The organism is Curtobacterium sp. 9128 (genome assembly GCF_900086645.1).
Lineage (GTDB): Bacteria > Actinomycetota > Actinomycetes > Actinomycetales > Microbacteriaceae > Curtobacterium.
Window position 1 is genome coordinate 2,637,055 of sequence record NZ_LT576451.1, and the last position, 25,023, is coordinate 2,662,077.

General features: G+C 70.3%; 21 protein-coding genes and 1 tRNA gene. 3 read left to right on the plus strand and 19 right to left on the minus strand.

Annotated elements, in window-relative coordinates; translation table 11 throughout:
• Nucleotides 1–171 precede the first annotated feature (171 nt).
• Nucleotides 172–2,817 (minus strand): DNA polymerase I, encoded by a 2,646-nt coding sequence (gene polA, locus QK288_RS12690; protein ID WP_281264667.1) that lies wholly within the window; start codon nt 2,815–2,817, stop codon nt 172–174.
• 127 nt (nt 2,818–2,944) lie between these two features.
• Here polA and QK288_RS12695 point away from each other — a divergent pair, with 127 nt between their 5' ends.
• Together QK288_RS12695 and QK288_RS12700 are read left to right on the plus strand one after the other, a co-directional pair.
• Complete coding sequence (locus QK288_RS12695; RefSeq protein WP_281267584.1) at nt 2,945–3,313, plus strand: hotdog fold thioesterase; 369 nt, start codon at nt 2,945–2,947, stop codon at nt 3,311–3,313.
• A gap of 28 nt (nt 3,314–3,341) precedes the next feature.
• Nucleotides 3,342–3,716, plus strand: coding sequence for a VOC family protein (locus tag QK288_RS12700; RefSeq protein WP_281264668.1), 375 nt, complete (start codon nt 3,342–3,344; stop codon nt 3,714–3,716).
• Nucleotides 3,717–3,732: 16 nt separating this feature from the next.
• Here QK288_RS12700 and QK288_RS12705 read toward each other — a convergent pair whose 3' ends face one another.
• The 6 genes from QK288_RS12705 to QK288_RS12730 form a co-directional block, all read right to left on the minus strand.
• Nucleotides 3,733–4,203, minus strand: a complete 471-nt coding sequence (locus QK288_RS12705; RefSeq protein WP_281264669.1) for a GNAT family N-acetyltransferase — start codon at nt 4,201–4,203, stop codon at nt 3,733–3,735.
• 105 nt (nt 4,204–4,308) lie between these two features.
• Complete coding sequence (locus tag QK288_RS12710; protein WP_144758275.1) at nt 4,309–4,914, minus strand: response regulator; 606 nt, start codon at nt 4,912–4,914, stop codon at nt 4,309–4,311.
• Between the two features lie 39 nt (nt 4,915–4,953).
• A tRNA-Leu gene (locus QK288_RS12715) sits at nt 4,954–5,035 on the minus strand.
• A gap of 52 nt (nt 5,036–5,087) precedes the next feature.
• Nucleotides 5,088–6,266, minus strand: a complete 1,179-nt coding sequence (locus QK288_RS12720; RefSeq protein ID WP_281264670.1) for a GAF domain-containing protein — start codon at nt 6,264–6,266, stop codon at nt 5,088–5,090.
• A 54-nt stretch (nt 6,267–6,320) separates the two neighbouring features.
• On the minus strand, nt 6,321–6,716 hold the full coding sequence (locus QK288_RS12725) for a DUF779 domain-containing protein (RefSeq protein WP_281264671.1): 396 nt from the start codon (nt 6,714–6,716) through the stop codon (nt 6,321–6,323).
• On the minus strand, nt 6,716–8,257 hold the full coding sequence (locus QK288_RS12730) for an aldehyde dehydrogenase family protein (RefSeq protein WP_281264672.1): 1,542 nt from the start codon (nt 8,255–8,257) through the stop codon (nt 6,716–6,718). The genes QK288_RS12725 and QK288_RS12730 overlap by 1 nt, the downstream gene beginning before the upstream one ends.
• Before the next feature lie 157 nt (nt 8,258–8,414).
• Between QK288_RS12730 and QK288_RS12735 the strand changes: the two genes are divergently transcribed.
• On the plus strand, nt 8,415–8,954 hold the full coding sequence (locus QK288_RS12735) for a DUF308 domain-containing protein (protein ID WP_281264673.1): 540 nt from the start codon (nt 8,415–8,417) through the stop codon (nt 8,952–8,954).
• A 10-nt stretch (nt 8,955–8,964) separates the two neighbouring features.
• Here QK288_RS12735 and QK288_RS12740 read toward each other — a convergent pair whose 3' ends face one another.
• From QK288_RS12740 to hisI, 12 genes are all read right to left on the minus strand, one after another.
• A complete protein-coding gene (locus QK288_RS12740; RefSeq protein ID WP_281264674.1) occupies nt 8,965–10,059 on the minus strand; it encodes a VIT1/CCC1 transporter family protein in 1,095 nt (364 codons plus the stop codon).
• A 114-nt stretch (nt 10,060–10,173) separates the two neighbouring features.
• Complete coding sequence (gene pyk, locus QK288_RS12745; RefSeq protein WP_281264675.1) at nt 10,174–11,619, minus strand: pyruvate kinase; 1,446 nt, start codon at nt 11,617–11,619, stop codon at nt 10,174–10,176.
• A gap of 135 nt (nt 11,620–11,754) precedes the next feature.
• A complete protein-coding gene (locus QK288_RS12750; protein WP_281264676.1) occupies nt 11,755–13,212 on the minus strand; it encodes a glutamate synthase subunit beta in 1,458 nt (485 codons plus the stop codon).
• Nucleotides 13,213–13,265: 53 nt separating this feature from the next.
• Nucleotides 13,266–17,783, minus strand: coding sequence for a glutamate synthase large subunit (gene gltB / locus QK288_RS12755; protein ID WP_281267585.1), 4,518 nt, complete (start codon nt 17,781–17,783; stop codon nt 13,266–13,268).
• A 332-nt stretch (nt 17,784–18,115) separates the two neighbouring features.
• Nucleotides 18,116–19,108 carry a prolipoprotein diacylglyceryl transferase gene (gene lgt, locus QK288_RS12760; RefSeq protein WP_281264677.1) on the minus strand — a complete coding sequence of 331 codons (993 nt, stop codon included), beginning with the start codon at nt 19,106–19,108 and terminating at the stop codon, nt 18,116–18,118.
• A gap of 191 nt (nt 19,109–19,299) precedes the next feature.
• Nucleotides 19,300–20,100, minus strand: coding sequence for a tryptophan synthase subunit alpha (trpA, locus tag QK288_RS12765; RefSeq protein ID WP_281264678.1), 801 nt, complete (start codon nt 20,098–20,100; stop codon nt 19,300–19,302).
• Nucleotides 20,097–21,311 (minus strand): tryptophan synthase subunit beta, encoded by a 1,215-nt coding sequence (gene trpB / locus QK288_RS12770; RefSeq protein WP_281264679.1) that lies wholly within the window; start codon nt 21,309–21,311, stop codon nt 20,097–20,099. The genes trpA and trpB overlap by 4 nt, the downstream gene beginning before the upstream one ends.
• Before the next feature lie 44 nt (nt 21,312–21,355).
• A complete protein-coding gene (gene trpC, locus QK288_RS12775; protein ID WP_281267586.1) occupies nt 21,356–22,129 on the minus strand; it encodes an indole-3-glycerol phosphate synthase TrpC in 774 nt (257 codons plus the stop codon).
• A 16-nt stretch (nt 22,130–22,145) separates the two neighbouring features.
• Nucleotides 22,146–22,385: a DUF6704 family protein gene (locus QK288_RS12780; RefSeq protein ID WP_281264680.1), complete on the minus strand. Its 240-nt coding sequence runs from the start codon at nt 22,383–22,385 to the stop codon at nt 22,146–22,148.
• Complete coding sequence (locus tag QK288_RS12785) at nt 22,372–23,082, minus strand: Trp biosynthesis-associated membrane protein (protein WP_281264681.1); 711 nt, start codon at nt 23,080–23,082, stop codon at nt 22,372–22,374. The genes QK288_RS12780 and QK288_RS12785 overlap by 14 nt, the downstream gene beginning before the upstream one ends.
• Complete coding sequence (locus tag QK288_RS12790; protein WP_281264682.1) at nt 23,079–24,626, minus strand: anthranilate synthase component I; 1,548 nt, start codon at nt 24,624–24,626, stop codon at nt 23,079–23,081. Before QK288_RS12790 ends, QK288_RS12785 begins: the two co-directional genes overlap by 4 nt.
• Entirely contained in the window at nt 24,623–25,021 is a 399-nt protein-coding gene (gene hisI / locus QK288_RS12795) for a phosphoribosyl-AMP cyclohydrolase (protein WP_281264683.1), read from the minus strand. Before hisI ends, QK288_RS12790 begins: the two co-directional genes overlap by 4 nt.
• Nucleotides 25,022–25,023 lie beyond the last annotated feature (2 nt).

Genomic DNA, 25,023 nt, shown 5'->3' on the forward strand with positions numbered 1-25,023 from the left:
GGCGTGCGGGTGCGGGTGCGGCCCGGGATGGGGGACGTGGCACCCGGCGACCGGTCACAACACCCCGCGCGCGCACCCCCAACCGGTCGAAGAACGTGGCTCCGACGCCGCCGAACCGACGGGCAGCGACCACCCGGCGAACCCGAGCGTGGTGTCGTGACCAGTCGCGGGTCAGTGCGCGGCGGCCTCCCAGTTGGGGCCGGAGCCGACGGACACGTCGAGCGGGACGGTGAGGTCGGCCGCGCCGCCCATCCGGGTCCGCAGGATCTCCTCCACGCGGTCCTGCTCCCCCGGGGCGACCTCGAGGATGAGTTCGTCGTGCACCTGGAGCAGCAGCCGCGTGCCCATCTCGCCGTCGCGCAGGTCGGCCGCGACGCCGAGCATCGCGATCTTCATGATGTCGGCGGCCGAGCCCTGGATCGGGGCGTTCAGCGCAGCACGCTCGGCGTTCTCGCGGAGGACGCGGTTCGGGCTCTTGAGGTCGGGGAACGGACGACGACGGCCGAAGATCGTCTCGGTGTAGCCGTCCTCACGGGCCTGCTCGACCACGTTGCGGAGGTAGTCCCGCACCGCGCCGAATCGGGCGAAGTACTCGGTCATCAGGGTGCGGGCTTCGCTCTGCTCGATGCGGAGCTGCTTGGACAGGCCGAACGCGCTGAGTCCGTACGCGAGGCCGTACGACATCGCCTTGACCTTCGTGCGCATCTCCGGCGAGACGTCCGCCGGCTCGACACCGAACACCCGGGCGCCGACGAAGCGGTGCAGGTCCTCGCCCTCGTTGAAGGCCTGGATCAGCCCGGGGTCGCCGGAGAGGTGCGCCATGATCCGCATCTCGATCTGCGAGTAGTCCGCGGTGAGGAGCGTCGTGTACGGCTCGGCGACGGCGAACGCGGAACGGACCCGACGACCTACGGCGGTCTTGACCGGGATGTTCTGCAGGTTCGGGTCGGTCGAGGAGATGCGGCCGGTGCTGCTGCCGGTCTGCTCGTACCGGGTGTGGATGCGGCCGTCGACGACCGCGGCGTCGAGCGTGTCCACGATCTGCCGGAGCTTCGTGGCGTCACGGTGCTGGAGCAGGAGCCCCAGGAACGGGTGCGGGTGCTGCTCCTGCAGGTCGGCCAGGCTCGCGGCGTCGGTCGAGAAGCCCGTCTTGGTCTTGCGGGTCTTCGGCATCGCGAGCTCGGTGAAGAGCACTTCCTGCAGCTGCTTCGGCGAACCGAGGTTGACCTCGTGCCCGATCTCGGCGAACGCCTGCTGCGCGAGGTCGGCCGCGCGTTCCCCGAGCTCCTTCGAGAGGTTCGTGAGCACCGGGCGGTCGATGCCGACGCCGGTGGTCTCCATGTCGGCGAGGACCGACACGAGCGGGAGCTCGATGTCGTCGAGGACCCCAAGCGACCCGGCGTCGATGCGAGCCCGGAGCGCCGTCGTCACGCGGAGGACGTACCAGGCGTGCACGCCGACGTTCACGGGGTCGGTCTCCGGGACGAGCTGGTTCGGGTCCGCCGTCGGGAGCTCTTCACCGAGCTCCTGGTAGACGAGGTCGGTGAGCGGTTGGCCCTGCTTGCCCGGGTTCGCCAGCCAGCCCATGATGCGGGCGTCACCGGCGATGCCGTTCACCGCGATGCCGGCGGTGCCGAGCGCCTTCACCGCGGCCTTGGCGTCGTGGAAGTGTTTCGGGGCGTCGGACGCGAACCACGCGGTCAGCTGCTCGTAGTCCTTCGCACCGCTGCCGCCCGGGACCAGGACGGCGTCGTCGTGGGTGGCGATCCCGATGGCGCTGAGGCGGCCGTCGATGACCTCCACCGCGACGCCGTACCCGTTCTCGGCTGCTGCGGCGTTCTTCCGCTCGAGCCAGTAGCCGAGCTCTTCGTCGATCAGGGTCTTCACCGTCGGCGAGGCTGGTCCACCGTCGTCGACACCGCCCTCGACCGCGGGGGCCTCACCGGTCTCGCCGTTCCCGGCGACCTTGAACACGCGGTCGAGCAGCGTGCGGAACTGCAGCTTGGCGAACAGCTCGCGGACAGCGGCTTCGTCGAGGGGGCGGAGCGCGACGTCCCCCGGACCGACCGGCAGCTCGACGTCGGTGACGAGGCGGTTCAGCCTGCGGTTCCGGATCGCCCGGTCCTTCTGCTCGCGCAGGTTGTTGCCCACGACGCCCTTGATCTCGTCCGCGTGCTCGAGCACGCCGTCGAGCGAGCCGTACTGGGTGATCCACTTGACGGCGGTCTTCTCGCCGACCTTGTCGATACCGATCAGGTTGTCGCTGGTCTCGCCCACGAGTGCGGCGATGTCGGGGTACTGGTGCGGCTCGATGCCGTAGCGCTCGTAGACCTTGTCGCGGTCGTACCGCGTCAGTTCGGAGACGCCGCGGACGGACGGGTACAGCAGCGTGACGTCGTCGTTCACGAGCTGGATGGAGTCGCGGTCGCCGGACACCACGTAGACCTGGTAGCCCTGCGCTGCACCCTGCGAGGAGAGGGTCGCGAGGATGTCGTCCGCCTCGTAGTCCTCCTTCGTGACGGTGGTGATGCCCATCGCCTCGAGCGCCTGCTGCAGGAGCGGGATCTGGCCCTTGAACTCCGCAGGAGTCTCGGAACGGGTGCCCTTGTAGTCCTCGTACTCACGGGTGCGGAACGAGAACCGCGAGATGTCGAACGCGACCGCCAGGTGGGTCGGCTTCTCGCGCTGGAGGAGCATGAGCAGCATCGAGATGAAGCCGTGGATGGCGTTCGTGTGCTGCCCGTCGCGGTTCACGAAGCTGTCCACCGGGAGCGCGTAGAAGGCCCGGAAGGCGAGCGAGTGGCCGTCGATGACCATGAGGGTAGGCTTTGCGGAGTCCGACACCCGGACAGCCTACCGACGCCATCCGACACGGGAGTCCCAGCGCGTGACCGACGAAGCGACCACCACCGGCCCCGTCGACGAACGCCTCGCGGACCGCGGGATGGGCGAGCTCGCCGACAAGATGGGCATGGTCATCTCGGAGCTCTCCGCGGAGCGCGCCGTCGGCACCATCCCGGTCGAGGGCAACCGGCAGCCGGTCGGGCTCCTGCACGGCGGGGCGTACGTCGTCCTGGCGGAGAGCCTCGGCTCGATGGCCGCGAACGTGCACGCCGGACCCGGTCGGTACGCGGTCGGCATCGAGCTGAACGCCTCGCACTCGCGGAGTGCCACCAGCGGCATCGTCACCGGCACGTGCACCGCGATCCACCTCGGCAACACGCTGACGACCCACGAGATCGTCCTCACCGACGAGCAGGGGCGACGCTGCTCCACCGTGCGCATCACGAACATGATCCGCGAGCGGCGCTGACCGACCGCTCCGACGCAGGGAGTCCGGCATGGACTGGAAGATCGAACTCATCATGGTCCCCGTCAGCGACGTCGACCGTTCCCGAGAGTTCTACGAACGCATCGGCTTCACCATCGACCACGACCAGCGTGTCTCGGACGACGTCCGGTTCGTGCAGGCAACCCCTCCCGGGTCCGCCTGCTCGATCGCGTTCGGCCAGGGCATCATGTCGCCCGACGTGCTGCCAGGGTCGCTGAAGTCCATCCAGGTCGTCGTCCCGGATGCCGACGAGGCCCTCGCACACCTGCAGGGCCTCGGGGTGGACGCCGTCGGCGTTGACGAGATGGCCTGGGGGCGGTTCGTGTTCTTCACCGACCCGGACGAGAACGCCTGGACGCTGCAGCAGCTCCCCGCACGCGGCTGAACGACGGCGGCCGCGGTCAGTCCTCCGGAGGCCGCTGCAGCAGCAGCCGGGCGTCGCCGAAGCCGAGCCGCCGGTAGAGCCGTTCGCCGTCCACGCTCGAGTGGACCGACGTGCGCTCGGATCCGAGCTCGTCGGCGATCTCGAGCAGCCGGGCGACGAGTCGACCCGCGACCCCGCGCCCACGCAGGTCCGGGTGCACGTACACGGTCTGCACGTCGGCCGTGATGCGGCCACCCGGGCGGTCCGGTGCCGGCGGCCGGGCGACGAGCGCCAACCACGCCATCCCGAGCACGACGCCGTCGCGCTCGGCGACGACGCACCGGTGCGACTCCGGGTGGGCGACGGCGAAGTCCGTCATGGCGTCGCGGTACGACTCGGGCGTCTGCGCGGCCTGTCGGCCGTCCTCCTCGATGCTCCACCGCCACCGCAGGTCGGCAACCGCCGGCATGTCGGACGGACGGGAGGCACGGATCACGACGTCGTTCACGGCTCCACCTTCGCAGATGGACACCACCGGAGACACGGAACGCCGCCGGAACCGCGAAACGCCGCCGAGAACGGCGGCGTTTCGGGAAGGAGCGGGTGTGAGCGACTACTTCTTCGCGCTGAGCTGCTCGATGATCGCCTTGGCGACGTCGTGCATGGTCAGGCGGCGGTCCATCGAGGCCTTCTGGATCCACCGGAACGCCTCGGGCTCGGTGAGGCCCATCTTCTCGTTGAGCAGGCCCTTGGCGCGGTCGACGAGCTTGCGGGTCTCGAAGCGTTCGACCAGGTCGGCGACCTCGGCTTCGAGGGTGATGATCTGCTGGTGCCGCGAGAGGGCGATCTCGATCGCGGGGAGCAGGTCGTTCGGCGTGAAGGGCTTCACGACGTACGCGAGCGCTCCGGCCTCGGTCGCACGCTCGACGAGCTCCTTCTGGCTGAACGCCGTGAGGAGGACGACCGGGGCGATGTGGTTCTTCGAGAGCTTCTCGGCCGCGGAGATGCCGTCGAGCTGGGGCATCTTGACGTCCATGATGACGAGGTCCGGGCGGAGGTCGGTCGCGAGCTGCACGGCGGTCTCGCCGTCACCCGCTTCGCCGACGACGTCGAACCCGTTGTCGCGGAGGATCTCGACGATGTCGAGACGGATGAGCGACTCGTCCTCGGCGACGACGACACGGCGGGGTGCTGTTGCAGTTGCTTCTGAGTCACTCACGTCCGAAAGCCTACTAGACGTCGGGAGCGCTGCTTGCAGTACGAGTGGCGGGACTTGAACCCGCACGCCGTGAGGCAGAGCATTTTGAGTGCCCCGTGTCTGCCGATTCCACCACACTCGCGAGGTGACTCACGATACCAGCCCGACCCGTGCCTCCAGGCCGGTGCGTCCGGTCACGGACCTTCGAGCGCTTCCACCGCGGCCACCAGCCCGGCACGGCGGGGCGACCGCGGCGGCAGCGTCGCGAGCAGCGCTCGCAGCACGCGCACATCCGAGGAACCATCGGGGGTACGGGACCAGGCGAGCAACGCGTCGGATGACCCGTCGGACACGACCGCCTCGCGGAACCGACCGCGCACCAGGTCGCGGAGCGCGTCCACGCCGGGCGCGGCGGAGCCGGGCAGGACGGGTCCCGGGTACCGGCTGACGGCCTGGAGGCGCGCCCCGCGGTCGAGCGCGGACAGCACGCCGTCGACGTCGGTCCGGACACCGCCGACCCGGTACGGGCGGGAGGCGAGCGTCACCGACGGTGCGGCCGACGACAGCACGCGGCGGAGCCGCACCACCTCGGCGCGGAGCGTGACCACCGCACCGGGGTCGCCGTAGACGGCGTCGGCGAGGTCAGCAGCGGCCATCCCCGCCGGGGCGGTCGCGAGCACCGCGAGGATCTCCGAGTGCCTGGCCGACAGCGCCACCGCTCGGCCGTCGACGTGCAGCGTCGCGGTGTCGGAGCCGAGCAGGGCGAGTTCGGCCTCGGCGGGCACGACCACCGAGGGAGTCGGGGTCCGGAGTGTGGCGAGGGCGAGTTCCGCTTCGACCGCCGCGACCGTCGCACGCACGAGCGGCAGCGTGTGCCGTTCGACCGCACGGTCGTCGCCGGTGATGTCGAGCACACCGACCGCGCGTCCGGACGGGTCGTGCACCGGGACCGCCGTGCAGGACCAGGGCTTCACCGCGGTCGCGTAGTGCTCGTCGCTGCGGATCTGCACGGCACGGTCGATGCGGAGTGCGGTACCTGGTGCGCTCGTACCGACGTGTTCCTCTGCCCAGTCGGCGCCGGGGACGAACCCCATGTCCTCTGCTGCCCGTCGAGCGGTCCGGGCGCCGTCCACCCAGACGAGCCGGCCGGACGCGTCACCGACGGCCACGACGCAGCCGGCCGACCGCGTGTCGTCGACGAGCAGCCGGCGGACGATCGGCAGCAGCGTGGCGAGCGGCCCGTCGCGCCGGGCGGCGTCGAGTTCGTCGGCTCCGAGGGCGACCCGTGGGACACCATCGGGGTCGACGCCCGCGGAGCGGCGCCAGGAGTCGGCGACGAGGGGACGAACGGATCTCGGTCGGGGTGCGCGCATGCGTCCTCCGTCCTCGGGTCCGCCGTCGCGCCGTCGCGCCGGGGTACGGCCAGCCTACGTCCGGTGGGTGGCCGGGACCAGGCCGAGATCCTCCAGTTCTGGGTCGGTGAACATCCGGGACCTGGTGAGGAACCGCTTGCCCTCGGGTACCTCGAGCGAGAAGCCGCCGCCGCGCCCGTCGACGACGTCGATCGTGAGGTGGGTGTACTTCCAGTACTCGAACTGGGCCCTCGACATGAAGACCTCGACGGGGTCGATGCCGTCGACCTCGAGCGCCCCGAGCAGCACGTCGCCCGGCCCGGTCATGAACATGCCGACGGGGTAGCACATCGGGCTCGAGCCGTCGCAGCAGCCGCCGGACTGGTGGAACATGAGCGGGCCGTGCCGGGCGGCGAGGGACCTGAGCAGGTCGCTCGCCGCCGGCGTGACCGCGACGCGGTCGGTGCTCATCAGAAGAACCCCATCGGCCCTTCTGCGTAGGAGACCAGCAGGTTCTTCGTCTGCTGGTAGTGGTCGAGCATCATCTTGTGGTTCTCGCGCCCGACCCCGGACTGCTTGTAGCCGCCGAAGGCCGCACCGGCCGGGTACTGGTGGTAGGTGTTCTCCCACACGCGTCCGGCCTGGATGTCACGACCTGCCCGGTAGAGGGTGGTGGCCTCACGGCTCCACACACCGGCGCCCAGACCGTACAGGGTGTCGTTGGCGATGGAGATGGCGTCGTCGTAGCCGCTGAAGGACGTGAGCGCCAGGACCGGCCCGAAGATCTCCTCCTGGAAGATGCGCATCGCGTTGTCGCCCTCGAAGACGGTCGGGGTGACGTAGTACCCGCCGGACAGCTCGCCGCCGAGGTCGGCTCGCTCGCCACCGGTCAGGAGCTTCGCCCCCTCCTGCTTGCCGATGTCGATGTAGCTCAGGATCTTCTCGAGCTGGTCGTTCGACGCCTGGGCGCCGATCATGGTCGACATGTCGAGCGGGTGCCCCTGCTGCACCGCACGCACGCGGTCGAGGCCGTCGGCGACGAACCCGTCGTAGATCTCCTTCGCGACGAGCGCGCGGGACGGGCAGGTACACACCTCGCCCTGGTTGAGGTTGAAGAACGCGAACCCCTCGAGTGCCTTGTCGTAGAACGCGTCGTGCTCCTGGGCGACGTCGGCGAAGAACACGTTCGGGCTCTTGCCGCCGAGCTCGAGCGTCACGGGGATGAGGTTCTGCGACGCGTACTGCATGATGAGCCGGCCGGTGGTCGTCTCCCCCGTGAACGCCACCTTCCGGACGTCCGGGTGCTGCGCGAGCGGGGCACCGACCTCGAACCCGAAGCCGTTCACGACGTTGAGCACGCCGGCGGGGATGAGGTCTTGGATCAGCTCGACGAGCACGTGGATCGACGCCGGCGTCTGCTCTGCGGGCTTCAGGACGACGCAGTTGCCGGCGGCGAGGGCCGGCGCGAGCTTCCACACCGCCATCAGGATCGGGAAGTTCCACGGGATGATCTGGGCGACGACGCCGAGCGGCTCGTGGAAGTGGTACGCCACGGTGTCGTGGTCGATCTCCCCCGTTGAACCCTCCTGCGCGCGGATGGCCCCCGCGAAGTAGCGGAAGTGGTCGATCGCGAGCGGGATGTCCGCACCGAGGGTCTCGCGGATCGGTTTGCCGTTCTCCCACGTCTCCGCGACCGCCAGGAGCTCGAGGTTCTGCTCCATCCGGTCGGCGATCCTGTTGAGGATGTTCGCCCGCTCGGTGACGCTGGTCTTCCCCCACGCGGGGAACGCCTTCCACGCGGCCTGCACGGCGCGGTCCACGTCGGTGGAGTCGCCGCGGGCGACCTCGGTGAAGACCCGCCCGGTGACCGGTGTCGGGTTCTCGAAGTACTGGCCGCCGGTCGGGGCGACGTACTCGCCCCCGATGAAGTGGTCGTACCTCGGTCGGAACGAGACGAGTGATCCTGCCTCGCCGGGTGCGGCGTAGGTGGTGGGCGATGCTGCGATGGTCATGGTGGTGCCCTTTCGACGACGCTGTCGGGGCGCACGATCCGCGCGCCTGTCCGCGACGCTACGTGGACAGGGGTTGCATCCGGTTGCACGGGCGGGCGGGCCGGTCGTGCTCCGGGTACTGTCCAGGTCGTCCAGCTCCGATCAGGGAGGAGTGCTCGTGGATTCCCGTGCAGTCCGGACGTTCCGGGTGTTCGTCATCGTGACGTCCGTCGTCGCCATCGCGCTCGGCATCGTCGCGATCGTCTGGCCCCGGCCGTCCCTCGTCGTCGTCGCACTGCTCTTCGGCGTCTACCTCGTCGTCGCCGGCGTGATGCGTGTGTTCGCAGCGGTCCGCGGCCACGGGACGCCGCCCGTGTGGCGGTGGACCTCCGGCGTGGTCGGGGTGCTCGTCGCGGTCGCCGGCCTGGTCACGCTCCTCGACCCTGCCGTCCCGCTCGTGGTCTACGCCGTGCTCGCGGGGATCGGGTTCGTCATCGAGGGCATCGCGTCGCTCGTCGGCGGGTTCGCCGGACACCCCGGTTCCTCCCGCATCCCGACGGTCGTCAGCGGGGTGCTGTCGATCCTCGGCGGCATCGCGGTGCTGTTCGCGCCGGGCCTCGCCCTGACCGTGTTCATGGTCTTCGCCGGGATCGCGCTGATCGTGGTCGGGGCGGCGGCGTTGCTGCTCCTGCCCCCGCGAGCCGCCGTCCGCCGGTAGCCGGCGGTCGCTACGCCGATCCGGTCCCGAAGAGCAGCCCGAGCAGGTACGTGACCACCGCGGCGCCGAAACCGATCGCGAGCTGCCGCAGTGCCCGACGGAGCGGCGAGGCACCGCTGAGCACGCCCACGACGGCGCCGGTGCCGAGCAGGGCGATCCCGACCAGGAACCCGGCCACGGCGACCGCGGTCCAGCCGTCGAGCCCGAACAGGTAGGGCAGCACCGGGATGATCGCACCAGACGCGAAGAACAGGAAGCTCGAGATCGCCGCGCTCATGCCGTTGCCGACTGCCTCGTGGTCGTCGACCGCCCGGGTGGACCTGGTGTCCGGCCCGGTTCCGAGCCCGGCGAGCACGTCGGTCGCGTGGGCCTCGGCCTCGTGCTCGGGCATACCCCGCGCCCGGTAGACCAGGGCGAGCTCGTTCGCGTCGACGTCGAGGTCCGCGACGGCCCGGTTCGCGTCCGGATGCGGTGACGACGCCTCGAGCAGCTCGCGCTGGGACCGAACCGACACGTACTCCCCCGCGCCCATCGACAGGGCACCCGCGAGCAGCCCCGCGATCCCGCTCAGGAGCACGAAGTGCCGATCCGCTCCCGAGGCGCTGATGCCGATGATGAGTGCGAGGTTCGAGACCAGCCCGTCGTTCGCGCCGAAGACCGCCGCCCGGAACGTGCCGGACAGCCGCATCCGGCCGCGGTTCGCCAGCCCGCGGACCACCTCGCCGTGGATCCGTTCGTCTGCTGCCATGCTCGCGGTCGCGTCCGCGTCGTCGGCGTACGGCGAGCGGTCCTCGGCGCGTTGCATGAGCGCGAGCACGAACACCGACCCGAACCGCTTCGCCAGTCCGGCGAGGACCCGCGTCCGCAGGCTGCCGCGCAACGGTCGGCCGATGTCGTTGCCGAGCAGCTCGATCCAGTGCTGCTCGTGCCGGCCCTCGGCCTCCGCGAGGGCGCTCAGGATCTCCCGCTCCTCACCCTCGCGACGGGCGGCGAGATTGCGGTAGACGGCGCCTTCCGCGCGTTCGTCGGCCAGGTACCGTCGCCATCGGCGGACGTCCGTGGGCCGTCGGCCCACCGTCTCGGACCGGAGGCTCCGCTCACTCATCGCGATCGTCTCCTGTCGACGGGATGGGGCTCTGGACGCGAGCGGGCGCGGACCGGAGGTGGTGCAGTGAGCTGCACCGCGCCTCCCGTCCGCGCCCTCGCGCGATCCGCGGGACTAGTCCCGAACGTACGCCGGTGCGGCCTCGGCGTGCGCGTCGCCCACGCGGTGCACGCGGAGGTCGTTCGTCGAGCCCTCGAGTCCGGGAGGCGAGCCGGCCGTCACGATGACGCGGTCACCGGGTGCGGCGAGGCCGTTGTGGATCAGGACGTCGTCGACCTGACCGAACAGCTCGTCGGTGTGCTTCATGCGCGGCACCAGGAACGAGCGGACGCCCCAGGTGAGCGCCATGCGGCGACGCGTGGCCTCGTTCGGCGTGAACGCGATGATCGGCAGCCCGTGGCGGAGACGCGACATGCGGCGGGCCGAGTCACCGGACTCGGTGAAGACGCAGAGGTACGACGCCTCGGTGAACTCGGCGATCTCGACCGCGGCGAGCGTGATCGCACCACCGAGGGTGCGCGGCTTGGTGCCGAGCGGCGCGATGCGCTCGAGGCCGTGGTCCTCGGTCGACTCGACGATGCGTGCCATGGTGCGGACGGTCTGCACGGGGTACTCGCCCACGCTGGTCTCGCCGGAGAGCATCACGGCGTCGGCACCGTCGAGCACCGCGTTCGCGACGTCGGACGTCTCGGCGCGGGTCGGGATCGGCGACGAGATCATCGACTCGAGCATCTGCGTCGCGACGATCACCGGCTTCGCCATGCGGCGGGAGAGCTCGACGGCGCGCTTCTGCACGATCGGGACGGCCTCGAGCGGGAGCTCGACGCCGAGGTCACCGCGGGCGACCATGATCGAGTCGAAGGCGTCGATGATCTCCTCGAGCGCGTCGACGGCCTGCGGCTTCTCGATCTTCGCGATGACGGGGAGGCGCTTGCCCTCTTCGTCCATGATCTCGTGGGCGCGGTCGACGTCGGCGGCGTTGCGCACGAACGACAGCGCGATGAGGTCGGCACCCTGCCGGATCCCCCAGCGGAGGTCCGCTTCGTCCTTCTCGCTCAGCGCGGGGACGTTCACGGCGACGCCGGGGAGGTTGATGCCCTTGTTGTTCGACACGGTGCCGCCGACGACGACCTCGGTGCGGACGCGCACCCCGTCGGTGTCGAGCACGCGGAGGCGCACGCGACCGTCGTCGATGAGGAGCGGGTCGCCGGGCTTCACGTCGTCGGGGAGGCCCTTGAACGTGGTGCCGCAGATCTCCTTCGAGCCGGGCACGTCCTCGGTCGTGATCGTGAAGACGTCGCCGACGGCGAGTTCGTGCGGGCCGTCGGCGAACTTCGCGAGACGGATCTTCGGACCCTGCAGGTCGACGAGGATCGCGACCGGCTTGCCGAGCTCCTCGGCGGCGCGACGGACGTTCTCGTAGTTGGCCTCGTGGACGCTGTAGTCACCGTGGCTGAGGTTGAGTCGGGCGACGTCCACGCCTGCCTCGATGATCTCCTTGACGGTCTCGTAGTCCGACGTGGCCGGGCCGAGGGTCGAAACGATCTTTGCGCGTCTCAATGGATTCCTTCGTGTGGTGTCTTGTGGGGCTTGCGGCTGCTGCTTGCTTGCTGGCGTGGGGCTTCGCAGTACGAAGAAGAGGCCACCAGCACCCTATCGAGTGCTGGTGGCCTCCCGCTCACCGAGTGGTGGCCATCAGATGGAGATCGCCCGGTCGGTCGCCTTCACCGGCGCCGGCAGCATCGTGGTGCCCTCGAGGTACTCGTCGACCTTCGCGGCGGCCGCACGGCCCTCCGCGATGGCCCAGACGATCAGGGACTGCCCGCGGCCGGCGTCACCGGCGACGAACACGCCGGCCTCGTTCGTGGTGTAGTCGGCCTGCCGCGCGACCGCGCCGGACACCGTCACCGGGAGCCCGAGCTGCGGCTCGAGCGTGTCGGTCTCGGGACCGGTGAAGCCCATCGCGATGAGGACCAGGTCGGCGGGGATCTCCCGCTCGGTGCCGGCCTTGGGGACCCGGCGGCCGTCGAGGTACTCGGTCTCGGCGACACGGAGCGCCCGGACCTCGCCAGCGTCGTTCGAGAGGAACTCGACCGTCGAGGCCAGGAAGGTGCGCTCCCCGCCCTCTTCGTGGGCGCTGGTGACCTCGAACACGGTCGGGAACATCGGCCACGGCTGGTTGTCCGGGCGCTCCAGCGGCGGTTGCTTGCCGATCGCCAGGTTCGTCACGCTCAGCGCGCCCTGACGGTGGGCGGTCCCGATGCAGTCCGCACCGGTGTCACCGCCGCCGATCACGACGACGTGCTTGCCCTCTGCTGTGATCTGGTTGTCGACGACGGTGCCGGCACCCGCGCGGTTCTGCTGCACGAGGTACTCCATCGCGAAGTGCACACCGGCGAGGTCGCGACCGGGGATGGGCAGGTCGCGCGGGACCGTGGCACCCGTGGCGACCACGACCGCGTCGTAGCGCGACTTCAGGTCGTCCCAGGTGATGTCCCGGCCGATCTCGACACCGGCGCGGAAGCGCGTGCCCTCCGCCTGCATCTGGGCGAGTCGCGCGTCGATCTGGCGCTTCTCCATCTTGAAGTCCGGGATGCCGTACCGGAGCAGACCACCGATGCGATCGTCACGCTCGTAGACGGCGACGGTGTGGCCGGCGCGGGTCAGCTGCTGCGCGGCCGCGAGCCCGGCGGGGCCGGAGCCGACGACGGCGACGGTCTTGCCGGTCAGGCGCTCCGGCGGGTGCGGGGTGACCCACCCGTTCTGGAACGCCTCGTCGATGATCGAGACCTCGACCTGCTTGATGGTCACGGGCGGCTGGTTGATGCCGAGCACGCACGACGACTCGCACGGAGCCGGGCAGAGCCGACCCGTGAACTCCGGGAAGTTGTTCGTCGCGTGGAGCCGCTCGATCGCCTGCCGGCCCTCGCCGCGCCACGTGAGGTCGTTCCACTCCGGGATGAGGTTGCCGAGTGGGCAGCCCTGGTGACAGAACGGCACACCGCAGTCCATGCAGCGGCCGGCCTGGCGCTTCAGCTGGCCGGACTCCTGCTGCTCGTAGACCTCTTTCCAGTCCATGAGCCGGACGGGGACGGGCCGACGCTCGGGCAGTTCGCGTTCCTGGACCTTCAGGAATCCCTTGGGGTCAGCCACCTGTTACCTCCATCGGGGTCGTGTGCTCAGTCTGTTCCGGACGCGCCGTGATCTCAGCCACCGGTCACCTCCATGATCCTGTTCCAAACGACGTCGCCGTCGGGGTCGAGGCCCTCGTCGACGGCCTGCTTGCGGGTCTCAAGCACTGCGGCGTAGTCGCGCGGCAGCACCTTGACGAACTCGGACAGGTCACCCGACGCCAGCAGGTCTGCGGCGACCGTCGAGCCCGTCTCGGCAGCGTGCCGCTCGAGCAGGTCGGTGACGATCTCCACGTCGGCGCTGTCGAGTTCCTCGAGCCGGAGCTCGCCGCTGCCCAGGGAGTCCTGGTTGACGTGCTCCGTCCGCAGGCCCCTGACGTACGCGGTGCCACCGGACATGCCGGCGCCGAGGTTCCGACCGGTCTCGCCGAGGATGAGCGCGAGGCCACCCGTCATGTACTCCAGCGCGTGGTCGCCGACGCCCTCGACGACCGCGGTCGCGCCGGAGTTCCTGACCAGGAAGCGCTCCCCCACGATGCCGCGGATGAACATGCTGCCCTGGGTGGCGCCGTAGCCGATGACGTTGCCGGCGATGACGTTCTCCGACGGCTCGAAGCCGCTCGACTCGGCCGGGCGCACGACGATGTCGCCACCGGAGAGTCCCTTGCCGACGTAGTCGTTGCTGTCGCCGATGAGCCGCAGGGTGATGCCGGACGGCATGAACGCGCCGAGCGACTGTCCGGCGGACCCGCGCAGCGTGACGTCGATCGACCCGGCCGGCAGCCCGTTCTCGCCGTGGCGCAGCGTGACCTCGTGGCCGAGCATGGTGCCGACGGCGCGCTCGGTGTTGCGGATCGGGAGGTCGAGCGTGACGGACCCACCGTGCTCGAGCACGTCAGACGCCTTCTGGATGAGCTGCACGTCGAAGTGCTGCTCGAGCTCGTGGTCCTGCTCGCGGTGGTGCCGACGGGGTTCCTCCGCCTGGAACTCCGGCCCCTTGAGGACGGGTTCGAGGTCGAGGCCGGACGCCTTCCAGTGCTCGACGGCGCGGTCGACGTCGAGGACGTCGGTGTGCCCGATCGCCTCGTCGAGGCTGCGGAAGCCGAGTTCGGCGAGGAGCTCGCGGACTTCCTGCGCGATGAACTCGAAGAAGTTCACCACGAACTCTGGCTTGCCCGAGAACCGCTTGCGGAGCTCCGGGTTCTGCGTCGCGACGCCGACCGGGCACGTGTCGAGGTGGCAGACGCGCATCAGGATGCATCCCTCGACGACGAGCGGCGCGGTGGCGAAGCCGTACTCCTCTGCGCCGAGCAGCGCTGCGACGACGACGTCACGGCCGGTCTTCATCTGGCCGTCGACCTGCACCACCACGCGGTCGCGCATGCCGTTGAGCATGAGCGTCTGCTGCGTCTCGGCGAGACCGATCTCCCACGGGGTGCCTGCGTGCTTCAACGAGTTCAGCGGCGACGCACCGGTGCCACCGTCGTGGCCGGAGACGAGCACGACGTCGGCGAGGGCCTTCGTCACGCCGGCGGCCACCGCACCGATGCCGGACTGGCTCACGAGCTTGACGTGCACGCGTGCCGAGGGGTTGGCGCGCTTGACGTCGAAGATCAGCTGCTTGAGGTCCTCGATGGAGTAGATGTCGTGGTGCGGCGGGGGCGAGATGAGGCCGACACCGGCGGTGGCGTGCCGGGTGCGCGCCACCCACGGGTAGACCTTCTGCGGCGGCAGCTGGCCGCCCTCGCCGGGCTTCGCACCCTGGGCCATCTTCAGCTGGATGTCCGTGGCGTGCGTCAGGTACATGCTCGTGACGCCGAAGCGACCGGAGGCGACCTGCTTGATCGCGCTGCGGCGCTCGGGGTCGAGGAGTCGGTCGACGTCCTCGCCGCCCTCGCCCGTGTTGGACCGCCCGCCGAGACGGTTCATCGCGATCGCGAGGGTCTCGTGGGCTTCCTTCGAGATGGAGCCGTAGGACATCGCGCCGGTGTTGAACCGCTTGACGATGGACTCGATCGACTCGACTTCTTCCAGCGAGACGGGCTTCCGCTCGCCGTGCTTGAAGCGGAACAGACCGCGGAGCGTCATGAGCTCCTCGGACTGGTCGTCGACCGTGCTCGAGTACTCCTTGAAGATGTCGTACCGACGGGCACGGGTGGCGTGCTGCAGGCGGAACACCGTGTCCGGGTTGAACAGGTGCGGCGGCCCTTCGCGGCGCCACTGGTACTCGCCACCGGTCTGCAGGCGCTCGTGTGCGAGCACCGCGCCGTCCTGCGGGTACGCCTGACCGTGCCGCTCGGCGTTCTCCTTCGCGATCACGTCGATGTCGACGCCGCCGAGGATCGACGAGGTGCCGGTGAAGTACTTGTCGACGAACTCCTGCGACAGCCCGACCGCCTCGAACGCCTGGGCGCCCGCGTAGCTCGACACCGTCGAGATGCCCATCTTCGACATGATCTTCAGGACGCCCTTGCCGAGCGCCTTGATCACGTTCTTGACGGCCTGCTCGGGGGTGATCCCGCTGATCATGCCCTGGCGCACCAGGTTCTCGCAGGTCTCCATCGCGAGGTACGGGTTGATCGCCGAGGCGCCGTAGCCGATCAGGGTCGCGACGTGGTGGACCTCACGCACGTCCCCCGCCTCGACGATCAGGCCGACCTTCATGCGCTGCTCGGTGCGGATCAGGTGGTGGTGCACGGCCGCGAGCAGCAGCAGGCTCGGGATCGGCGCGCTCTCGGCGTTGCCGTCACGGTCGGACAGCACGATGAACTGCTTGCCGGACTCGATCGCCTCGTCCACCTCGTCGCAGACGGCCTGGATGCGCTGCTCCATGGCCTGTTCACCAGCGTCGACGCGGTAGAGGCCCCTGATCGTCACGGTGAGGTGCCGACCGGACGCCGTCTCGAAGTGCTGGACCTTCGCGAGCTGGTCGTTGTCGATCACCGGGAAGTCGAGGACGATCTGCTTCGCGTGCTCCGGGCCGGCGTCGAGCAGGTTGCGCTCCGGGCCGAGGCCCATGCCCATCGAGGTGATGACCTGCTCGCGGATGGAGTCGAGCGGCGGGTTCGTCACCTGGGCGAACTGCTGGGTGAAGTAGTCGAAGAGGAGCCGCGGGCGCTGGGACAGCACGGCGATCGGCGTGTCGGAGCCCATCGCGCCGAGCGGTTCCGCTCCCGCCTGCGCCATCGGACGCAGCAGGATCCGGACCTCTTCCTCGGTGTACCCGAAGGCGCGCTGTCGACGCGTGACGGAGGCAGGGGTGTGCACGATGTGCTCCCGCTCGGGCAGGTCGCGGAGGTTGATCCGGCCGGCCTCCAGCCACTCGCCCCACGGCCCGGAGGACGCCAGGCCCTGCTTGACCTCATCGTCCTCGATGATCCGACCGGCCTCGGTGTCGACGAGGAACATCCGGCCCGGGCGCAGACGGCCCTTGCGGACGACCTTCGACGCGGGGACGTCGATCACGCCGGTCTCCGACCCCATCACGATGAGGCCGTCGTCGGTGACCAGGAACCGGCCGGGACGCAGGCCGTTGCGGTCGAGCGTGGCGCCGACGAGCGAGCCGTCGGTGAACGTGATCGCGGCGGGGCCGTCCCACGGCTCCATGAGCATCGAGTGGTACTCGTAGAACGCCCGGAGCTCCGGGTCCATGTCGGCCTGGTTCTCCCACGCTTCGGGGACCATCATCGACACCGCGTGCGGGAGCGTCCGCCCGGTCAGGGTGAGCAGCTCGAGGGTCTCGTCGAAGGACGCGGAGTCGCTCGCGCCGGGGCTGACGATCGGCAGCAGCGGCGCCATGTCGCCGAGCAGCTCGCTCTCGAGCTGCGACTGGCGGGCGCGCATCCAGTTGCGGTTGCCGCGGACGGTGTTGATCTCACCGTTGTGCGCCAGCGTGCGGAACGGTTGGGCGAGCGGCCACGACGGGAACGTGTTCGTGGAGTACCGGGAGTGCACGATCGCGAGCTTCGACGCAAAGCGCTCGTCACTGAGGTCCGGGTAGAACGGCTCGAGCTGGAGCGTCGTGACCATGCCCTTGTAGACCATGGTCCGGCTCGACAGGGACATGAAGTAGACCTCCTGCTCGCGCTCGACGCGCTTGCGGAGACGGAAGGTCTGGCGGTCGAGGGCGATGCCGCTCCAGGCGGCGCCCTGCTCGTCGTGCCGCTCGGACGCCACGAACAGCTGCTCGAATGCCGGCATCGCGGCACGTGCGAGCGTCCCGAGGACGTCCGGACGCACCGGGACCACACGCCAGCCGAGGACCCGGAGGCCCTCCTCGGCAGCGTACGACTCGACGGCGGCCTTCACCGCGGCACGGTCGGCGTCGTCCACGGGCAGGTAGGCGGTGCCGACCGCGTACTCGCCCGCGGCGGGCAGCTCGAACGGCGCCTCGTCGCGGAAGAACGCGTCGGGCACCTGGCAGAGGATGCCGGCGCCGTCACCGGTGCCGGCGTCCGAACCGACGGCACCGCGGTGCTCGAGGTTGCGGAGCGCACCGAGCGCGGCGTCCACGATGTCGTGTCCCGGCGTCCCGCGGAGCGTCGCGACCATCGCCAGGCCGCACGCGTCCTTCTCGTTGGCGGGGTCGTACATCCCCGTCGCGTCCGGGATCGCGGAGAACCGCCGGTGCGCAGGCAGGAGCGCCGTGGCCCGGCCCGTTGCGGCCGGACGAGACGTGGACTGTGGTGGCAGGAGCGCCATGGGGAACCGTCCTCACGAGGAAGTGGAACAGGGACAGCGGTGGCCCGGCGGTGCGTGCCGCCCGTTTGGGCGGGACTGGTGCCCGTGCACGACGTCAGCGAGTTGCCCTGCGGCGTGCGGAGGTGTTCTGGCCCGCTTGTGGTGGACCTGTTGCTGTGGTGGTGCGCGGGTTGTGTGGTGCGCGGTTTGTGTGTCGCACTGAGCGGGTCGCTGCAGCGGACCCCTCAGGAACGGTCGGCTGCTGTGGCGACCGGTTCGGAGTCGGCGGCGAGGGGTGCGTCGTCCCCGTGCTCCGAGTAGGTGTCGTCCGAGTCTACATCCGAGTTCGCACGGGGCCCGCGACCGGGCATGTAGGGGCTCGGCTCCTTGCCGGTGTGCCGCTTCGACTGGATCCAGAAGATGATGAGGCCCAGCAGGATCGCCGCGAACGAGGCCCACACGTTCGTCCGGATGCCGAAGAAGGTCTCGGAGGTGTCGACGCGGATCGACTCGAGGAACGACCGGCCGAGGCCGTACCAGATCAGGTACAGGGCGAGCACGCGGCCCCACTGGAGGCTGAACTTGCGGTCGATCAGGATGATCACGACGAAGCCCAGGACGTTCCAGATGATCTCGTAGAGGAAGGTCGGGTGGAACAGCGTGCCCTCCGGCAGCCCCGTCGGGTAGGCCGCGTTGGACGACTCGATCTGCAGACCCCACGGCAGGCTGGTCGGCATGCCGAACAGCTCGTGGTTGAAGTAGTTGCCGAGCCGGCCGAACGCCTGTGCGAGCAGCATCGCGGGCGCGACGGCGTCGAGGAAGGCCGTGAACCGGAGCCCCACCTGGCGGCATCCGATGTAGGCACCGACCGACCCGAGGATGAGCGCCCCGAAGATCGCGAGGCCGCCTTCCCAGATGTAGAGGAAGGACAGCGGGTCGCGCCCGGGACCGAAGTAGTCGCTGACGTGGGTGAACACGTGGAACAGGCGCCCGCCGATGATGCCGGCCGGCACCGCCCAGATCGCGATGTCGATGATGATCCAGCGCTCCACGCCGCGGGCGTTGAGCCGTCGGTTCGTGACGACGACGGCGGCGACGATGCCGAGCAGGATGCAGATCGCGTACGCGTGGATCCGGAAGTCGAGGGGCAGCGACCACCCGAACGCGTCGCGCAGCCAAGCGGTCAGATCGAAGTACTGCCAGGCGGTGCTGGGGCTCGGGATGCTCAGGAGGGGCATGGAGGTGCTGTCGCCTTTCGGTGTGCGCCGCGGGCGTCGCAGTCGCGACGATCCCGGATCACTGTAGCGCGGGTGGCACGGTGGTCAGGACCCGGCGGCGGCTGTCTGTGGAAACCGTGATGCGGGTGGACGGGAGGCCCGGCGGACGTGAGCCGATCGGCTGACGTCCGCCGGGCCTCCCGTCCCGGTTCTCAGCGGCGCTGCGCGCCCGCTGTCAGCTCCGCAGCGCGCTGGCCGGCACCGGTGACACCGAGGTCGGCGAGGGCACGGACGAAGGCCGAGCCGACGATCGCACCGTCGGCGTAGTCGAGGACCTCGGCGACCTGGTCGGCCGTCGAGATGCCGAGCCCGACACACGTCCGGTCGACGCCGGCGTCGCGGAGCCGGGACACGACGGTGCGTGCCGCGGCGTCGACGCCGACGCGCGCGCCGGTGACCCCCATGGTCGAGACGGCGTAGACGAACCCGCGGCTCGACTCGACAGCCTGGCGCATGCGCGCATCGGTCGACGACGGTGCGGCGAGGAACACCCGGTCGAGTCCGGTCCGCTCGGACGCGGTGAGCCACTCGGTGGCCTCGTCCGGGATGAGGTCAGGGGTGATGAGCCCAGCGGCGCCGGCGGCCACGAGGTCGTCCGCGAACCGGTCCACGCCGTAGCGGAGCACCGGGTTCCAGTACGTCATGACGAGCACCGGGATGCCGGCGCGCTCGGTGATCTCGTGCACGGCGTCGAAGACCTGCGCCACGCGGAACCCGTTCGCGAGCGACTCCTCGGCCGCGCGCTGGATGACCGGGCCGTCCATCACCGGGTCCGAGTACGGCAGGCCGAGCTCGATGACGTCCACGCCGTTCTCGGCGAGGGCGACGGCGGCGTCGATGCTCGTCTTCACGTCCGGGAACCCGGCGGGCAGGTACCCGACCACGGCTCCGGCGCGGTCCGCGTTCGCCTGGTCGATCGTCGTCGCGACCGTGTTCGTGTTCGTCGTGCTCACAGCTGCACCGCGTTCTCGTCGAGGATGCCGAAGTACCGGCTGGCCGATGCGACGTCCTTGTCGCCGCGGCCGGACAGGTTCACCAGGACGACACCCTCCGGGCCGAGCTCCTTGCCGAGCTTGATCGCCCCCGCGAGCGCGTGCGACGACTCGATCGCCGGGATGATGCCCTCGGTGCGGCTGAGCAGCCGGAAGGCCTCCATCGCCTCGTCGTCCGTGATCGGCTCGTACCGCGCACGGCCGATCGACGCCAAGTACGCGTGCTCCGGGCCGACGCTCGGGTAGTCGAGGCCGGCGGAGATGCTGTGGCTCTCGATGGTCTGGCCGTCCTCGTCCTGCATGAGGTACGACTTCGTCCCCTGCAGCACGCCCTCGCGGCCCAGGGTGATGCTGGCAGCGTGCCGACCGGTCTCGACGCCGTCGCCACCGGCCTCGAAGCCGTGCAGGCGGACCGACTCGTCGTCGAGGAACGCCTCGAAGATCCCCATCGCGTTCGATCCGCCACCGACGCACGCGGCGACGGCGTCGGGCAGGCGGCCGACCAGGTCGAGCACCTGCTGGCGTGCCTCGACACCGATCACCTTGTGGAACTCGCGCACCATCTCGGGGAACGGGTGCGGACCCGCGACCGTGCCGAGCAGGTAGTGCGTCGAGTCGACGTTCGCCACCCAGTCGCGGAGCGCGTCGTTGATCGCGTCCTTCAGCGTCTTCGATCCGGTCTCGACCGGGATGACCTCGGCGCCGAGGAGTCGCATGCGGGCGACGTTGAGCGCCTGCCGGTCGGTGTCGACCGCGCCCATGTACACGACGCAGTCCATGCCGAAGAGCGCGGCAGCCGTCGCCGTGGCGACACCGTGCTGACCAGCGCCGGTCTCGGCGATCAGGCGCGTCTTGCCGAGCCGCTTCGCGACGAGGGCCTGGCCGAGGACGTTGTTGATCTTGTGCGAACCGGTGTGGTTGAGGTCCTCGCGCTTGAGGATCACCCGGGCGCCGCCTGCGTGCTTCGCGAACCGCGGCACCTCGGTGATGATCGACGGGCGTCCGGTGTAGTCGCGCTGCAGGGCGTCGAGCTCCTCGTGGAAGGCCGGGTCCGCCCAGGCCTCGCGGAAGGCGGCTTCGAGTTCGTCGAGGGCCAGCACGAGGGATTCGGGGACGAAGCGTCCGCCGAAGTCGCCGAAGTACGGGCCGTGGAGGTCACGGAGTGAGGTCACGATGGTGCTCCCGGAACGTGTCCGGCACCTGGCCGGACGAAGGGTCAGGCGTCGATGAACGACGCGAGTGCAGCAGCGGGGTCGGCGCCCGTCACGAGCGCCTCCCCCACCAGGACGACGTCGGCACCCGCAGCGCGGTAGTGGGCGACGTCGGCGGGACCGGCGACGGCGGACTCGGCGACACGGACGACCCCGTCCGGGATCGCGCCGGCGAGGGAGCCGAACAGGTCACGGTCCAGCGAGAAGTCCGTCAGGTCGCGGGCGTTCACCCCGAGGATGCGCGCACCGGCGTCGAGACCGCGCGCGACCTCGTCGGCGGAGTGGGCCTCCACCAGGACACGCATGCCGAGCTGCTCCGCGAGGTCGTGGAGCTCGACCAGCTGCTGCTGCTCGAGGGCCGCGACGATGAGCAGCACGATGTCCGCTCCGGAGGCACGGGCCTCGATCACCTGGTACGGATCGGCGATGAAGTCCTTGCGCAGGACCGGCACCGAGACGCGTGCCTTGACGGCTTCGAGGTCGGCCAGGCTGCCGAGGAACTTCCGCCCCTCGGTCAGGACGCTGATCGCCGAGGCACCGCCACGCTCGTACTCGGCGGCGAGGGCAGCCGGGTCGGCGATGGGCGCCATCGAACCGCGCGACGGGCTCGCGCGCTTGACCTCGGCGAGGACCTTCACGCGGTCGCCCGGTGCGAGGAAGTCGAGCGCGTCGAGCGGCGACGCGACCCGGTCGAGGTCGCGTTCGACGTCCGAGTACGGACGGTCGGCGCGACGGGCCGCGGCGTCCTCGAGCGCGCCCGCGACGAGGGTCTCGAGCACGTTCGGCATCGTGGACCTACTCGTTGTGGTGCTTGGAGACGTACTTCGGACCGTTGACGCCGTAGCCGGCCTTGCCCATCGCCCATCCGACGATGATGCCGACGACGAGCAGTCCCGCGGAGGCCCAGACCCCCCACACGATGCTGAACCAGAAGCAGATCGTGCCGATCGCGAACGCCACCAGCATGATGATGACGGACGTCCAGGCTGCCGGCGAGTGGCCTTCGCCGAGTTCTGCGGGCTCAGTGGTGCTCACGGTGCTCCTCGTGGTCGGTGGCGCCGTCGGTCGAGCGGCGCGGTTCCCAGCCTACCGTGTCGGCGGCGTCCGTCCCGTCGCTCGGCGCAGTGCCGGACGTCGCGTCGACGGAGGTCGGGTCGACGCCTGCGCTCAGGTCGTCCCAGTCGACGACCGCGTCCCGTTCCACGGGCGCGGCCTTCGGCGTCGCGGTCGGCGTCGCGGCGTACTTCCGGCTCGGCCCCGGCCACGACCGCTGCACGACCAGGACCACCACGCCGAGCAAGACCGCGAGGACTCCCCCGACGATGCCGACGACGGGCCACGCGGAGACGTCGACGCTCGTGACGACCCGGCGGACCGCTGACAGGTCGCTCACGCCGGCGACCTCACCGATGGCCCCCCTCGCGGCGGCGACCGGATCGGCCAGCGCGTTGATGCCGGCGACGACGATCGCGACGCCGAGCAGGACCTCGATCACCGCGAGGACGACCCGGACGACGCGTCCGGCGATCGTCATGGCCAGGAACAGTGCGAGCGACGCGATCGCGAGCGCGGTGTACTGCGGCACCGCCTTCGAGCCGTCGGCGTCCACGGTGGTGGTCACGGCCGAGGCGGCGTCGAGGTGCACCGTGAACCAGGTCTGGGTCCACGAGAGCATCACGATGCCGGCGACGGCCAACCCGATGACGACGACGAGCGGACGGGAGCGCTTCACGAGCGGACCTCCCGCATCTTGTTGGCGGTCGCGACGGCTCGGAGCGGGGCCGCTGCCTTGTTGACGGCCTCGGTGTGCTCGGTCTCGGGGTCGGAGTCGGCGACGAGCCCCGCTCCCGCCTGCACCCGCGCGACGCCGTCCTGGATCAGCGCGGTGCGGATCGCGATGGCCAGGTCCGCGTCACCGGCGAAGTCGAAGTACCCGACGACCCCCGCGTACGCACCGCGCTTGGCCGGTTCGAGCTCGTCGATGATCTCGAGCGCGCGCGGCTTCGGCGCACCGGACAGCGTGCCGGCCGGGAACGTCGCACGGAACACGTCGATCGCCGACGCCTCCGGACGGACGGAGCCCTCCACGCTCGACACCAGGTGCATGATGTGGCTGAAGCGCTCCACGGTCATGAACTCGGTGACGGCGACGGTGCCCGGTTCGCAGACCTTCTGCAGGTCGTTGCGGGAGAGGTCGACGAGCATCAGGTGCTCCGCGCGCTCCTTCGGGTCCTCGAGCAGGTCCTCGCCGAAGCGCACGTCCTCTTCCGGGGTGGCGCCCCTCGGACGGGACCCGGCGATCGGGTGCGTGATGGCCCGGCCGCCCTGTACCTTCACCAGCGCTTCCGGCGAGGCGCCGACGATCCAGAACGGCTTGCCCACGGTGTCCTCCATCGACAGGAAGTACATGTACGGGCTGGGGTTCAGCGTCCGGAGCACCCGGTAGACGTCGAGCGGCTCTGCCGTGACGTCGTGGTCGAACCGCTGCGAGATGACGACCTGGAACACGTCGCCGTCACGGATGAAGTCCTTCGACCGGGTCACCGCTGCCATGTACTCGTCCGGCGTCGACCGGTGCCTGGGCGTCGGCTCGGCGATGTCGAACGCCTCGGCCACGGTCGCCGCCGTCGGCTGGACCAGGTCGGCCTGCATCCGGTCGAGGCGCTCCTGCGCCGCGGCCCAGAGCACGTCGGCGTCGTCGGTGCCGTCGTTGAGCGCGCTCGCGACCAGCAGGACGAGTCCGGTGCGGTGGTCGAGCGCCGCGAGCTCGGAGACGAAGGCGAGCGACTGGCCCGGGACGTCGAAGTCGGCCTGCGGGACGTTCGGCAGGTGCTCGAGCTGCCGGACGGCCTCCCAGCCGATGAACCCGACCGTGCCGCCGACGAGCGGCGGCGTGCCGGGGACGCGCGGGGTCGCCCAACGCTCGTGGAGCCGTGCGAGCACGTCGAGCGGCGCACCGTCGAGGGATCCCACGGCGCGTTCGGCGCTCATCCCGGTGTCGATCCACGCCGCACGGTCGCCGTCCTGGGTCAGGACGCCGAAGCTCCGCACGCCGACGAACGACCACCGCGACCACAGGCCGCCCTGGCCGGCCGACTCGAGCAGGAACGACCCGGGACGGCCGTCCGCGAGCTTCCGGTAGACACCGACCGGCGTCTCGCTGTCGCCGTAGAGCGCGCGCACCACGGGGACGACGCGGTGGCCGTCCGCCACCAGGCCGTCGAACTCCGGACGGGAGGTCGTGTGCGGCTGCTCGGCGAGCGTCGCGGTGGTCATCGGGTCTCCTCCACTGCCGTGGTCACCGGAGCGGACGCCGTCACCGGCTCCAGGGGGTCGACGTCGAAGCATCGGTGCGCACCGGTGTGGCATGCGGCACCGACCTGCTGCACCGTGACGAGGAGCGTGTCGGCGTCGCAGTCGAACGCCGCCGCCCGGACGTACTGGGCGTGACCGGAGGTGTCGCCCTTGCGCCAGTACTCCTGCCGCGAGCGGGACCAGAAGGTCACCCGCCCCTCGGTTAGGGTGCGGCGGAGGGCTTCCCGGTCCATGTAGCCGAGCATGAGGACGTCCTTGCTGGATTCCTCTTGCACGACTGCCGGGAGCAGCCCGTCCGCACCGAAGCGTGCGCGGTCGAGGACCGCGTCCGTGCTGGTGCTGGTGCTGTCGGTCATGA